Here is a 14,708-nt window from a genome sequence, read left to right on the forward strand (position 1 = left end):
ACATAAGAGGACTGTCACTTTCATATAGTGAAAGTAACAAAAAAATGGGGGGATCTGCATGCGCAGCACAACCATTGGACTTGTTGCCATTGGCTTATGTTTCTGTTTAAATATATTAGGCTTAATGAAGATGCTGCCTCTTTACCTGACATCTCCACTCCTATTCGCTTCCATTCTCTTTACACTCTATCGAATGAATTACCGAAAAACCTTCAAAGGTTTTAAAGCGTAATCATTGAATGTACAAACCTCGTTCATATAGACGAGGTCTAGCGTGTAGGCAAACCCTCGCATTCGGTGTCAGTCCTGCGTGCTAGTGCTCACGAATGTCAAATTCGCTCCGCGCAAGTAACTCGGCCTTCCTAGCCTGCAAAGGTTTTCTATCACGCTAAAAAGAAGTCAAAGGGCTAAAATCAAGTTCATTTTAGCCCCTTGTCAACAATCTGGTCTTTTTATTTCAAGAAAAAACTCCTGCCAAAAGGTGAGTTTCCACTCACACATCTGACAGAAGTCTTCTCGTTACTCACCAGTCTTTGAGATGAGCTCTTCCATTTCCTTTAATTTTTCTTCAAACAATTGACATGCTGCCTCAATTGGTTCTTTTGATGCCATATCTACACCAGCTTTTTTCAGCACGTTAATTGGATAGTCAGAGCTTCCTGCTTTAAGGAAGTCTGTATAGCGCTCCACTGCAGGTTTCCCTTCTTCTAAAATTTGTTTACTTAATGCCTGAGCCGCACTATAGCCTGTCGCATATTGATACACATAATAGTTGTAATAGAAATGCGGAATTCGGGTCCATTCTAATCCGATTTCCTTATCCACAACCATACCGTCGCCAAAATACTTCTTATTCAGGTCGTAATACAGGTTCGTCATAAACTCTGGCGTTAATGCCTCCCCTTCTTGCGCTTTCACATGAATCAGGTGCTCGAACTCTGCAAACATCGTTTGTCTGAATACCGTCCCTCTAAATCCTTCTAACAAGTGATTGAGCACATACAAGCGCTGCTTTTTGTCCTCTAAATGATTGAGTAAGTATTCACCTAGTAATGCTTCGTTTGTTGTAGAAGCTACTTCCGCTACAAAAATGCTGTAGTTTCCGTACGGATATGGCTGATGCTTTCTTGTATAGTAGCTATGAACAGAGTGACCAAATTCATGAGCCAGCGTAAATAAATTATCAATATTATTTTGCCAGTTCATTAAGATATAAGGATTCGTACCATAGCTTCCAGAAGAATACGCGCCGCTTCGTTTCCCTTTATTCTCATAAACGTCTACCCAGCGATTTTCGAGTCCCTCTTTTAATACCGAAACATATTCTTCTCCTAATGGCGCTAACCCTTTCAGCATATAATCCTTTGCTTGGTCATAGGTCAGCTTCATGCCAGCATCTTTTACTAATGGTGTATACAAGTCATAATTGTGCACTTCATCAAGCTTTAATACCTTTTTACGCAATTCAATGTAGCGGTGTAATAAGGGTAAATATTGATGAACTGTATCAATTAGATTGTCATACACTTCTTCAGGAATACTGTTGCGTGATAGCGCTGCTTCTCTTGCCGATTTGTATTGACGTACTTTCGCATAAAAATTATCCTTTTTAATCGAGCCGCTGAGTGTAGACGCCAAAGTATTCTTATATTGATCATACGTTTTATAAACGGCTTTAAAAGCATTCTTTCTCACTTCACGATCATCACTGTTTAAAAAAGTAATGAAGTTGCCATGAGTAATTTTCTTTTCTTCTCCATTTTCATCCTTAACAGAAGGGAACGAAATATCTGCATTATTAAACATACTAAACGTAGTGGATGATGTTGATAAAGGTTCAGAGGCTTCAGCTAATAAAGCTTCTTGCTCCTCACTTAAAATATGCGGACGCTCTTTGTTAATTTCTTCGAGAGCGTGAGAATAAAGTTTTAATTCTTCTTTTTCCAAAATAAATTGCTGCAGCTTATCTTCTTGAATAGATAAAATCTCCGGAACAATATAGGCAGATGTACTAGACAGCTGTGTAAATAAATTGGATGCTTTATCATTTAAAGCCTGAAATGATGAATTTGTTGTATCTTCATCATATTTCATATGCGCATATGTATAAAGCTTGCCAAGCTTTTCAGAAAGTTGATCCTGAAATGTTAGGGCTTCATACAAGACATCAGCAGAATGGGCCAGCTTGCCTTTAAATTGGGCGAGCTTCGGAATTTCTTTTTTTACAGCTTCGAATTCCTTATTCCAAGAATCGACACTTTCAAAAATATCTTCAAGGCGCCATTTGTTTTCTTCTTTTACTTCGCTTCTGTCTGGTAAATGATTGTTGTTATTTTGTGAAGTCATATGAATCCCCCTTGCATGAGTTGTGTTGAACCAACCTTTCGGAAAGTGAAAGAAATTGGTGTTGTATTTATCTTCTTTGTTTTGAACTATGTTTGTCAAATCATATGCAGAAATAAATACCAAACAAACTAAAAAAATGAGAAAAAAGCGTTTCTTTCTATTCAATAGCAGCACCACCTTTTTCTTATCATGATCAAAGTGGGCATGAAACATGCTAATGAAATAAGAAAGCATCTCGTTTTATCGCTTCATCTGCTGTTCGTATAGGCTTTTGATTCGACGTTACTTGATAATTACCCTCTTTCGTCATGTATAAAAACCCTAGTTTCACAAGCGCCCGTACATATGAAATGATCACCTCTTTGATTTCTTCTATTGTGACATTGGTATATCGGAGCTTCACTTCTTTATTCTGGACACATCGCTCAATTTCTTTTAAAAGAAGATGAATGGTCACTTGTTCTTTTCCCGTTCGAACCATCCAATCATAAAGACATCCTTGCCACACATAAACAGGGCTTGAAAAGATATATGCTTCTGTCAGGGGGATAAATAGTTCTGTCGGTAGAAATGGCCATGCTGTTTGATGATGCTCATAAAATATGGTTCTTAAACGCTTGCTTTCATTTGCTAAAATTTGGGGTGGCCGCTCCCTAAATTGCCGAATACACTTGAGCCACTCTTTATACAATTGATGATTGCTCGAGGAAACAGATAAGAGTGCTGGTAGTTGGCGATAAGCTGAAGGCGGTCTAACGGTCATTGAGGCACATATTTTCGTTGGCTGAAACACGAGAAGTTGATCCAGGTGGATGAATCTATTTTGGATCGGACAATAAAAAATGAGTCTCCTATTCTTTGACTGCCTTAAAATTCCCCAATGAATGGAGGAGAATGAAAAGAGCTGGCCAGCCATTCGTTTTAAACGATTCGCCCCTATGATCCATATAGGATAGAGCCCCGCAGCACGGAGACCTTCCGTTCGTTTATGTAGCTCTTTCCACGAAATATTTGCACATTGAAATTCGATGGCATAGCTTTTATTTTCTATAGCAACGGTCACATCAGGGCGCTGCTGAATGTTTGAAACATACTTCTCTAGTAACGGCTCATATCCAAGCTGTGTGAGCCAATCCTTAAGAGCAATCTTCCCTGCCTGATGATAAGCTGTTTCACCGGTGGACGCTAATGGACATGCCGAGAGCTGTTTATGTGCAAAATGATGGACACGATGCTCACCTAGCTTTAATAGAACCTCCTGCCTACATTCAGGACAGTAAAATTTGCACGTAGCTCTTACATGCTCTAGCCGCCTTTTAGTCAGATGTTGTGTGATGCGAATCAGCTTGCCATTCTCCATGATTGCTGCATTCATATATTTCGCCCCTTGCTCTTTGATGACCGTATTATAGCTTTTTCTCTCATCAGGAAGCGAATATCGAAAATGAATTTTTATCGTATCAAAACACGATTTCAACCTACTTTCCCTTAGTAAAATAAAAAATCCCCCTTTTAGAAAAGGGGGAAAATACAATTTTTATAAAAGAGGTGATAATAATCTTGCTGTTGATTCAAACAGCCTCACCCTTAAAGGCCTCTTCGCAAATTCTTCTGGAACAATTTCATGTGACTGCTCTAAGTCACCTAAGAAGTCGTTGACCAGCTTCTCTGTGCTTTTTGTTTTGTAGAGGAAAGCATTCACTTCAAAGTTCAGATGAAAACTTCTCATATCCATATTTGCTGTACCAATTGATGCTAGCTCACTATCCACAATGATAAACTTACTATGCATAAAGCCTTGATCATATTCATATACCTTCGCACCTGCTTCTAAAAGTTCGGGGAAGTATGAACGGGACGCATGAAATACGATGCGTTTATCTGGATTTTTCGGTGCAATGATTCGTACATCGACTCCGCTCAAAGCAGCAATTTTCAGTGCGGACAAAATATCATCATCAGGTACAAAATAAGGTGAAGCAATCCAAATTGATTTTTTGGCGGAGATAATCATGGAGAAAAAGAGATTTTTAATGACTTCCCACTGTTTATCAGGACCACCAGCAATCATTTGTACGCCTTCTGCTCTACTCTCCATATGACTGAAATCTTTAAAATAATCCACACCCGAGCACCTTTCGTTGGTCATGTAATACCAATCCTGCATAAAAATCTGCTGCAAATCACGAACGGCCTCACCTTTAATCATCAGGTGCGTATCACGCCAAAATCCATATTGTCTGCTTCTCCCCATATATTCGTCCCCAATGTTTAGCCCGCCGACAAATCCTACTTCTCCATCAATCACCACGATTTTTCGGTGATTTCGGAAGTTGATTTTATTATTTAATAAGGGCAGTCTCACTGGTAAAAACGGAACGATCTGCACGCCAGCCTTTTCTAAGTCAGCAATATATTGACGGGAGATTTTTAGGCTGCCTACATCATCATATAAAAAGCGGACAATCACACCACTTTTTGCTTTCTCGATTAAAATGTCCTTTAATTCTTGTCCCAGATCATCATGACGGAGAATATAATATTCTAGGTGAATGTGATGTGTTGCTTTTTTGATTTCTTCAAAAATATGAGAGAACGTTTCTTCTCCATTGGTCAGAACTTTAGAGGATGTGCGATACGTAATAGGGGTATGTCCAAGTCTGTGGGCCAGTTTAAATAAGAGCTGCTGATGGTCACCCATATGAGTCATTTTTTCAATCGCTTCTCTGTGGATACGTTCATCTTCCTGGACAAGCTGTTCGTCTAGTACCGCTTTCTTTTCAAAAAGTCTGCGCTTTTTAATATTGCGTCCAAAGAAAATATAAAACAAAAACCCGAAAAGCGGAAAGCTCCCAAGCAGCACAAGCCACGTAATCGTTTGAGAGGGGTTTCTGTTTTCTAAGAAAATGACAAACCCGATGAAGATAATCGATAAAGTGAATAGAACACTGACGGAACTTAATACACTTACCGCTAGATCACCGGCAAAAATTTGGATAATCAAATAAGCACCTATCGTAATGATAAGAAAAAATAGAACTTTGACTACATTTCTCATTTCATTTTCTCCTTGCCGATCACTTTATTTACTTTTTCATTCAGATAAAAAAGTCGATTCCTCTATAGAAATCGACTTTTGGTTGTTACGAGAAGTGCTGTTGAATCGTTTCAAGCGCATTCTCTTTGACAATCAGCTGACCGTATTCTTGCAGTCTGTAGATGCTGACCACTGATTCATGAGCATATTCAAGCAGAATACTAAGCTTATTCTCCACCTGCTCATCTGACAAATCCTCGTGGAAGTCAACATATAGATAATAACGGTTTTCAAACGAATATAAACTTGTCGTAAAATCCTGCATATTTAATTGAGAAAGTGCAATCAAATCTTCAAAGTCATCCATTTTCAATACGAACTGAAGTTGAAGTTTTTTGTCCTTCTCATTATGATCTTCTTGATCTTGCTCTTCTTTATGAAAATCATCAAGCAGAGCATCTAAACTTTCTTCATCTGTTTGATCTTTTTTATCTTCTGGAATCGGCAATTCGAGCTTTTGTCCATCTTTAGAAAGTTGGGCTTTTGTCACGACAATTTCAAGACCTTTATCAAGTGCCTGTACTTGAATCCAAAGTGGTCCCTCTACTGCAAATTCTTCTTCTTCGTGCACTTCGTCCATCACTTCCCAGAACAGCTCTTCACTGCGCTCACGATTATACCAAATCTCTTCACGGTCAAAACCGCGATCTTCAATATCACCGTAGGAAATATAAAATTTGACTGTATGTTCATTTATTCTTTCGATTTCCATTTTGCCAACCTTCCCTTCTATATAAGATGTTGAAGGGACATACAAGCTCCCAATTAATAGTACTTTACTACACTTTACCCGTTCCGTCTACATGTTAACCATTTAAAGAAATGAGGTATTGCTGTGTACTGTCTATTTTATGATAAAACATGAATAAAAGAAATAAAAACGCATTTTTTGCAGAGAAAACTTGCAGAAACATATATTTGAATTGTCCTCATATATTGGTTGTACGAGCTATTTTAGTGAAATGAGGTGAACTGGATGGAAACAGAGTGGATCGTATCCTTACTGATGATTATTGGCATAGACCTCATATTAGGCGGAGATAATGCATTAATCATTGCGATGGCCAGTCGAAGCTTATCAAATGAAAAACGAAACAAAGCCATATGGATCGGCACACTTTTGGCAGTGCTGATGAGAATTACCATGACTGGTGCTGCCGTTTATTTATTGACCATCCCATATTTGCAATTTATCGGCGGTCTCTTTCTCCTTTATATAGGATACAATTTGTTAATTGAACAAAAGAAAGAATCCATTCGGATTAAAAGCAGCGGCTCCCTTTGGCGTGCTGTTCAGACCATCGTGATTGCAGATCTTTTTATGTCACTTGATAATGTGATTGCTGTTGCAGGGGCGGCTAAGGGGAACATGGTGCTCACTGCCTTTGGCTTAATGATTTCAGTCCCGATTATTATTTGGGGGAGTAAGCTGATTCATGCAGCACTAACCAAGTTTCCGATTCTTTTATACGGAGGGAGTGCCCTTTTAGCTTTTACTGGCGGAGAAATGATTGTCCGTGATGTAAAACTGAATGAATTTATGGCGCAGCATACTACACTTGAATTGTTGCTTCCTTTTTTAACCGTCGCAACCGTTATTTTAGCCAGTCTCTTTTACGAACAAACGGCTGAAAATAAATAAAAAAAGCTGCCAAATGATCGGCAGCTTTTCGTGTTGTCTATTAGTTAGCAAGTCGCTGAGCTTCTCGAAGTTGGAATGTACGAACCGTTCTAGGAAGGAAACGTCTAATTTCATCTTCGTTGTACCCAACTTGCAGTCTTTTTTCGTCCAAAATAATTGGACGTCTTAGAAGACCAGGGTGCTCATTGATTAGTTTATACAATTGTTGAAGCGGCAATGTCTCAACATTTACATTTAGTTTTTGGAATACTTTAGAACGTGTTGAGATAATTTCATCTGTACCATCTTCCGTCATACGAAGAATCTCTTTGATTTCATCGATTGAAAGAGGCTCAGAAAAGATATTTCTCTCTTGGTATGGAATATTGTGCTCTTCTAACCACGCTCTTGCTTTTCTACATGATGTACAGCTTGGTGATGTGTATAATGTTACCATAAATCTTCACTCCTCAATTTGTAGAATGAATATTGATCTGTATTCTTAAATTAAAATTGTTCTAAATAAGTAATCTTTATAGTGATTATACTATAAAAAAGTAAGTGTGAACAGATTTTCTTGCAATTTTTGTGACAAAAACTAGACAATTTCATTCTTTTTGTGCTGATGTTTGAAGTCTGAACATTCTCATTTAGTCGAGATGATCGAAAATATTTTTTTGTTTTCTATTTTCAACGAGCTTCAGCACATCATCAACATCCTCATACGATTGTCCATACCATTCTTCGTCTTTATACGTATGGATTCTTTCGTACGTCTTTCTCATGGCCTCCATCATTTCTTCCTCATTATCTGTACGAGGCGACCAATAAAGAATTTCCATGCGGTTCACTTCATTCGTTGCAAGTGACCTGCGTTTATAACCAATTGATTCAGCATGCTTGAAGTGCTCTCTCTGATAAAACTTTAGGCGTTTTGCAGTATCTGCATCATCTTCATCTACAGGCTCGACCTCAAGCAAGATCGGTTTTCTTTTTTCCTTCAGCTTATGAATGAGCTTTGAGCCGAGGCCTTCACCTCTTGCATCCTTGGAAACAAATAAATAATCAATAAAGATGAAAGAATCAAATTCAGCGTACATCATCACATGATGAGGCCCTTCTTCTTTATGATAAATATCACTTCTTTCCTTTAATAAAGCTTCCATATGCTCTTTTGACTTCATTTCTTCTATCGGGAAGTATTCACTGAGCTTTTCATACCAATTCATGGATCCGCTCCTTATGATGTAGTTAAGAACCACTTCCTTATCTATTCCCGATTTCCTGCTATTTAAACGCCTGTACTAGTAAGACGCATCAATGCCATTAGTGGTTTCACTTTTTTTCAAGAGAAAGCAAAAAAGTTTTATATCGAACGATTCATGAGCATTTGAAAGCAAGCAAACAAAAGAAGTGTCATGGCAATCTGAAACATGATGAAATAAAGGTTCTTCATACGCCGGACTTCTTCCTTCTGTTTATTCGTGCGCCGATACAGAGCAAATTCAACCGAAAACGAAATGATGCAAATGAGCACTAAAAATGCGATCATCCACTTTCCTCCGTTTGGTTTAGATAAAAAAGATATTGAAAAAAGCATCGTGACGATAAAAAAGTGAAGACATGAATAGCGAAACGTCTTCCATAACAACATTTGATTTCCTCCTAGCTTACTCATTTTACATAAAAATTACCATCAACTTGTTTTTTTGTAAAATAAAAAAAGAAGCACTGATATCGCAGTGCTTCTTCTCTGTTCTTATTGTTTTGCTTTGATCTCTTTGAATTCTTCCTCAGTACAGCTGACAAAGTGACCTGGCTTCACTTCACGAAATTCCGTATTTGTTCCTTTATGAACAGATGGATCGTATTTAATCCGTTTGCGGTTACGCTCATAATCAGGATCTGGAAGCGGAATCGCAGATAGTAATGATTTTGTATATGGATGAAGCGGGTTTTCATATAATTCATTCGCTGGTGCCAGCTCAACCAATTTCCCAAAATACATCACGCCGATACGATCGCTGATATATTTCACCATGGAAAGGTCATGGGCAATGAATAAATACGTTAAGCCCTTTTCTTCTTGCAGTTCTTTCATTAAGTTGACGACCTGCGCTTGGATCGACACATCTAGTGCAGAGATTGGCTCATCGGCAATGATGAAATCCGGCTCAACAGCTAACGCACGAGCAATCCCAATACGCTGCCTTTGACCGCCTGAAAATTCATGTGGGTATCTATTTGCGTGCTCTTTATTCAAACCAACCGTTTCAAGCAATTGATACACACGGTCTTTACGTGCTTGTGCTGATTTTGCAAGACCATGAATATCGATACCCTCAGCAATAATATCCACAACTTTCATTCTTGGATTGAGGGAGGCATATGGATCCTGAAAGATCATTTGCATTTTTCGGTTAAATTGTTTAAGATCTGTTGTTGATTTTTTATCATGCACATTCTGCCCGTTAAAAATAACTTCGCCACCTGTTGCATTGTATAGACGAATGATGGTTCTCCCAGTAGTGGATTTCCCGCAACCAGATTCACCTACAAGGCCCAATGTTTCACCTCTATAAATGTCAAAGCTGACATCATCAACAGCTTTTACTTCATTAGGTTTACCTACATTAAAATATTGCTTAAGATTTTTCACTTGTAAAATAACATCTTTTTCACTCAATGTGATCCCCCCCTTTTTGCGCATTAAATTGTCGCATTCTTTGCTTAATTGATTCAGGAGGTTCTACTTTTGGTGCGTTAGGATGTAAAAGCCATGTAGCTGCAAAATGAGTTTCTGATACTTGATATAAAGGCGGCTGCTGTTCAAAATCAATTTTCATTGCAAATTGATTTCTAGCCGCAAACGGGTCTCCTTTTGGAGGATTCAACAAATCAGGCGGCGTACCTGGAATGGCAAACAATTTCTCCTCTTTTGCATCAAGACTTGGCATAGAGCTCAGTAATCCCCAAGTATATGGATGTTTTGGGTTATAGAAAATCTCATCTACGGTGCCAATTTCAACAATTTGACCACCATACATAACCGCTACACGATCTGCTACATTCGCAACGACCCCTAAATCATGTGTGATAAAGATGATAGATGTTTCAATCTTCTTTTGAAGATCTTTCATCAGTTCTAAGATTTGGGCTTGAATGGTTACATCTAAAGCAGTAGTTGGCTCATCTGCAATTAAAATTTTCGGATTACAAGCAAGAGCTATTGCAACGACAACCCTTTGTCGCATCCCACCAGAAAATTGATGAGGGTATTGCTTGAACCTCTGTTCCGGTTTCGGAATACCTACAAGACTCAAAAGCTCAAGTGCTCTTTTTTTAGCTTCTTCTTTACTTGCATTTTGATGTTTTAAGATGGGTTCTATAATTTGCTTGCCAATTGTCATAGTCGGATTCAAAGATGTCATTGGATCTTGAAAGACCATGGCAATATCTTTCCCTCTTATTTTCTGCATCTGTTTGTCAGAAAGTTTTGTTAGGTTTTTACCTTGAAACAAAATCTCTCCTTTTTTCACTTCGGAGTTAGATTTAGGAAGCAGACCCATAATTGATTTAGAAGTTACCGATTTACCAGAGCCTGATTCTCCAACAATGGCAAGCGTCTCACCTTTTTTCAATTCAAAATTCACACCTCGAATTGCCTTAACTTCGCCAGCAAATGTGTGGAATGAAATATTTAAGTCATTTACTTTTAAAATCGTTTCTTGTTTATTCATCAACATCACCGCCCCGTACTAATCTTTCATTTTTGGATCAAGTGCATCTCTCACACCGTCGGCAACAAGGTTAAAGACGATCATGATAACACTAATGATAATTGCTGGATAAACCATCTGATATGGGAAAGCGATCATTGATTTAAACCCATCTTCAATTAATGTCCCTAGTGAAGCTTGCGGCTCTTGCAGACCTAATCCAATAAAGCTTAAGAAAGCTTCAAAGAAGATCGCACTAGGAATAGTGAACATTGTATTAATAATCATCACACCTGTTAAGTTTGGCAACATGTGCTTAAAGATAATTTTAAAGTTACTTAATCCCAAAGTTCTAGCGGCTAGTACATATTCCTGTTCTTTCAGCTTCATGACTTGAGCACGCACGACCCTAGCCATACTGATCCACCCGGTAATACTTAGTGCAATAATAATTGGAATAATCCCTGGTTTTAAGACGAGAATCATTAATATGACAACGATTAAGTTTGGAATCCCCATTAGAACTTCCAAAATACGCTGCATCGCATTATCAATTTTCCCACCGAAATAACCAGAAATAGCGCCGTAGGCAACACCAATAATTAAATCGATCACAGCTGCAACAACAGCAATAAGCAGTGAGATTTGAGTTCCTTTCCACACACGTGTAAATAGATCTCTCCCAAGATTATCGGTACCGAACCAGTAGTAATGTTCAATCCCTTTTTGTTCATATGGATTAACCACATCACCATTTTTTAGTGTTCTTTCACCAGTAAAAGGTAAGAAACTAACATGCTCTAATCCTTGGATTCGAGGCGGTAAGTTCGCTTCAGACGTTGTTTGAGTACTAAAGTCTTTGCCACTAATTAATGGTCCGACGAGCGCCATGAATACAATTAAAAATAAAATCACCATACTAACAACAGCGGCTTTATTCTTTTTAATTCTAAGCCATGCGTCTTGCCAATAATTTAGACTTGGTTTTTCAATTTTTTCAGCAGATAATGTATCAACACCAGCGGGTTCAAACAGACTTTTATCAATATTTTCTTCTTGCTGTTTCATTATTTGTTACCTCCCGCTACACGAATTCTAGGATCGATAATTCCATATAGAATATCGACAATAAATACAACCACTACAAAAAGAACGGCAAATAAGATAGTTGTACCCATGATGACTGGGTAGTCGTTTACTGTAATGGCTTTAACAAACTGCTCACCAATTCCAGGAATTGAGAAGATTTTTTCTATTACTAGTGATCCCGTCATTAAACTAACAGTCAATGGACCAAGTACTGTGACAACAGGTATTAAAGCATTTCTCATTGCATGTTTAAATGCGATCTCAAAATAGCCTGCTCCTTTTGCTTTTGCAAGCAAAATGTAATCTGTCTCAAGTACTTCAACCATTTCTGTTCTCATAAAACGAGCACAAATGGAGATAGGGAACATTGCTAACGCTATAGTAGGTAAAATTGTATATTCAAACCCATTCCAAAATTGAGTTGGTAATAACCCCAATTTCACCGCAATATAGTACTGAAGTAATCCAGCGAATACAAAACTCGGAATTGATTTACCGATAACTGCCAAGAAAGTAGCAGAGTAATCCACCCATGTGTTCTGTCTTAAAGCTCCAACTACTCCCAAAAAGATACCAACAATCGTTCCTAAAATAATCGCTTGAAGGCCTAGGACAGCAGATGGTCCTACTCGATATGAAAGAAGTTCTGTTACGGAGGTATTGTTGAATTGGAATGAAACACCTAAATCCCCAGTGAATGTATTAATCATGTAATGAAAATATTGAACAGGAATTGGCTGATCTAGTCCATATTTTGCATTAAGTACAGCTTGTTGAGCTTCTGACAACTTTTGCGCATTAACAAAAGGAGAACCCGGAATAAGTTTCATTAAGAAAAAAGTGATTGAAACAATGATGAAGAGGGTAACAACCATGTAGGCAACCCGTCTAATTAAGTATTTCAGCATACTTGCACCTCCTGATAAAACTGACTTTTCTGTATATTTCGACATATTTCTCTCAGTGAAAAAGAGAGTATATTCAGAGAATACACTCTCTTTTCTATAAGATTGTTAATTATCCTTCAATTTTCATCCATTTGTAGCTGAATTCAGGTCCAACTTTGTGAATGACAAATCCTTTTACTTTGTTATTAATCAGATAGTTAGTTGCTCTCTGATAAATTGGTGAAAGTGCTGCGTCATCTTGTAATAATACTTTTTCAGCTTCTTGTAAAGCTTTCCAGCGTTCTTCAGGTTTTGCAGCTAATTTGCCAGATGCATCTTTTAACAACTGATCATATTTTTTATCTGAGTAACCCATGTGGTTGTTTCCGCCACCTGTGATGAACAAGTCAGAGAACGTGATCGGATCAAGGTAATCTGGACCCCATCCAGCCATCTGAAGATCGTAATCCTCTTTCTTATCACGATCAATACGAGTAGCGAAAGGAACACTTTGAATATTGATATCTAAGCCAGGTAAAGTTTTCTCGAGCTGATCTTTAATGAAAGCACCGATTGTTTTAGCTGTCTCAGAATCATCACCTAAGTAATTAAGCGTTACTTTAGACGTTCCTAATTCTTTCAACCCTTTTTCAAAAAGCTTTTTCGCTTCATCTTTATTAGTTTCTAAGTATTTAGGCATTCCATCACGGAAGTCTTTTCCGCTTTCATCATGTACGAAATCTTTTGGAATTTGATAGTATGCAGCAACTGAACCATTCTGCAACACATCATTTACAAACGCTTCTTTATCAATTGCCGTTGCAATTGCGCGACGAACGTTTTCATTCTTTAAAGATTTATTTCCTTGGTTCATTTTCAACCAGAACACAGTAGGTTCTAGTAATCTTTTCATCCGCTTATCACCTTCGTATTGAGAGATGATGGCAGGTGTTGATAATTTAGGTGTAATATCAGCTTCTCCCGCTTCAAATGCGTTAACAGCTGCTTGTGGATCTTTAGATACTTTAAAAGTAAGTTTTGTCATAGAGACGTTCTTTTTGTCCCAATATTCTTCATTCTTTTTGTATTCCCAAGTAGTTGCTTGTGGGCCATCCCAAGAAGAAAGTTCAAATGGTCCGTTGTATACAAGGTTCTTTGCAGTCTTCGCATATTTGTCACCTTGTTCTTTAACGAACTTTTCATTCACTGGGTAGAATGTTGGGAATGAAAGCAGAGATTGGAAGTAAGGAATTGGTTTTTCAAGTGTAATTTGCAGTTCTTTATCGCTTACAGCTTTAATTCCTAGTTCCTCAGGCTTTGCTTTTTTGTTGTATACTTTATCAGCATTCTTAATTTTACCAACCATCATATATGGGCCATACTCAGACTTTTGTTCTGGATCTAAAGCACGTTGCCATGCATATACGAAGTCTTGAGCTTTAACTGGGTCACCATTAGACCATTTTGCATCTTTAATTTTGATGTTGTAAACTGTTTTATCTTTGTTAGCAACTGGTTCCCCATCAGCCATACCAGGCACTAATTCTTCTTTATCGTTGAAACGATACAAACCTTCAAACACGTTATTCATAGTCGTAAAACTGATTGTATCACTCGCTTGGATTGTATCCATTGCAGGCATTTCCTGTGATTCTAAAATTGTAGCCTCTTGTTTTGAATCTTTGGATGCAGTGCCCTTGTCGCTACTTTGTTTACCTGAACATGCAGATACAAAAATAGTCAGCACCAATAAAAAAACTAAAAGCAGTGAAAATTTAGACTTTTTCATCTAGTTGTTGACCTCCCCTTCATAAATGAACTACAGGAACTATTATACTAGCAAATAAGTAATTGTGCATTCATTTTTTTAAGAAAATTTTCATATTTCCACTGTTTTTTAATATTTTTATTAAAAAATTGAAATAATTTGGTTATTTTTCTGAGATTTT

The 14,708-nt window shown here is 37.8% G+C and carries 14 protein-coding genes; 2 read left to right on the plus strand and 12 right to left on the minus strand.

Annotated features, from left to right (window positions below):
- Window positions 1-58: 58 nt before the first annotated feature.
- Window positions 59-232 (plus strand): hypothetical protein, encoded by a 174-nt coding sequence (locus tag FBF75_RS19620; RefSeq protein ID WP_167403911.1) that lies wholly within the window; start codon window positions 59-61, stop codon window positions 230-232.
- A 287-nt stretch (window positions 233-519) separates the two neighbouring features.
- Here FBF75_RS19620 and pepF read toward each other — a convergent pair whose 3' ends face one another.
- From pepF to mecA, 4 genes are all read right to left on the minus strand, one after another.
- Window positions 520-2,346, minus strand: a complete 1,827-nt coding sequence (gene pepF, locus FBF75_RS03740; protein ID WP_285891535.1) for an oligoendopeptidase F — start codon at window positions 2,344-2,346, stop codon at window positions 520-522.
- 214 nt (window positions 2,347-2,560) lie between these two features.
- Window positions 2,561-3,721 carry a competence protein CoiA gene (locus FBF75_RS03745; protein ID WP_048003234.1) on the minus strand — a complete coding sequence of 387 codons (1,161 nt, stop codon included), beginning with the start codon at window positions 3,719-3,721 and terminating at the stop codon, window positions 2,561-2,563.
- 162 nt (window positions 3,722-3,883) lie between these two features.
- Complete coding sequence (gene cls / locus FBF75_RS03750; RefSeq protein WP_136944446.1) at window positions 3,884-5,404, minus strand: cardiolipin synthase; 1,521 nt, start codon at window positions 5,402-5,404, stop codon at window positions 3,884-3,886.
- Between the two features lie 85 nt (window positions 5,405-5,489).
- Window positions 5,490-6,155, minus strand: a complete 666-nt coding sequence (mecA, locus tag FBF75_RS03755; protein WP_008348474.1) for an adaptor protein MecA — start codon at window positions 6,153-6,155, stop codon at window positions 5,490-5,492.
- Between the two features lie 264 nt (window positions 6,156-6,419).
- Between mecA and FBF75_RS03760 the strand changes: the two genes are divergently transcribed.
- On the plus strand, window positions 6,420-7,085 hold the full coding sequence (locus FBF75_RS03760; RefSeq protein WP_007499010.1) for a TerC family protein: 666 nt from the start codon (window positions 6,420-6,422) through the stop codon (window positions 7,083-7,085).
- 40 nt (window positions 7,086-7,125) lie between these two features.
- Here FBF75_RS03760 and spxA read toward each other — a convergent pair whose 3' ends face one another.
- The 8 genes from spxA to FBF75_RS03800 form a co-directional block, all read right to left on the minus strand.
- Window positions 7,126-7,521: a transcriptional regulator SpxA gene (spxA, locus tag FBF75_RS03765; protein ID WP_136944447.1), complete on the minus strand. Its 396-nt coding sequence runs from the start codon at window positions 7,519-7,521 to the stop codon at window positions 7,126-7,128.
- 193 nt (window positions 7,522-7,714) lie between these two features.
- The gene (locus FBF75_RS03770) at window positions 7,715-8,293 is read right to left on the minus strand and encodes a GNAT family N-acetyltransferase (RefSeq protein WP_024720065.1); all 579 of its coding nucleotides are present in this window, start codon (window positions 8,291-8,293) and stop codon (window positions 7,715-7,717) included.
- 137 nt (window positions 8,294-8,430) lie between these two features.
- Window positions 8,431-8,718, minus strand: coding sequence for a hypothetical protein (locus FBF75_RS03775; protein WP_017359673.1), 288 nt, complete (start codon window positions 8,716-8,718; stop codon window positions 8,431-8,433).
- Between the two features lie 105 nt (window positions 8,719-8,823).
- Window positions 8,824-9,774, minus strand: a complete 951-nt coding sequence (locus tag FBF75_RS03780; protein ID WP_370648313.1) for an ABC transporter ATP-binding protein — start codon at window positions 9,772-9,774, stop codon at window positions 8,824-8,826.
- Window positions 9,743-10,804: an ABC transporter ATP-binding protein gene (locus FBF75_RS03785; RefSeq protein WP_035392433.1), complete on the minus strand. Its 1,062-nt coding sequence runs from the start codon at window positions 10,802-10,804 to the stop codon at window positions 9,743-9,745. The genes FBF75_RS03780 and FBF75_RS03785 overlap by 32 nt, the downstream gene beginning before the upstream one ends.
- Before the next feature lie 18 nt (window positions 10,805-10,822).
- Window positions 10,823-11,851 (minus strand): oligopeptide ABC transporter permease, encoded by a 1,029-nt coding sequence (gene opp3C, locus FBF75_RS03790; protein WP_035392435.1) that lies wholly within the window; start codon window positions 11,849-11,851, stop codon window positions 10,823-10,825.
- Complete coding sequence (gene opp3b / locus FBF75_RS03795) at window positions 11,851-12,780, minus strand: oligopeptide ABC transporter permease (protein ID WP_035392438.1); 930 nt, start codon at window positions 12,778-12,780, stop codon at window positions 11,851-11,853. The genes opp3C and opp3b overlap by 1 nt, the downstream gene beginning before the upstream one ends.
- 109 nt (window positions 12,781-12,889) lie before the next feature.
- On the minus strand, window positions 12,890-14,548 hold the full coding sequence (locus FBF75_RS03800; RefSeq protein ID WP_035392439.1) for a peptide ABC transporter substrate-binding protein: 1,659 nt from the start codon (window positions 14,546-14,548) through the stop codon (window positions 12,890-12,892).
- Between the last annotated feature and the right edge of the window lie 160 nt (window positions 14,549-14,708).

It is taken from the genome of Bacillus sp. S2(2019) (genome assembly GCF_005144805.1).
Taxonomy (GTDB): domain Bacteria; phylum Bacillota; class Bacilli; order Bacillales; family Bacillaceae; genus Bacillus; species Bacillus altitudinis.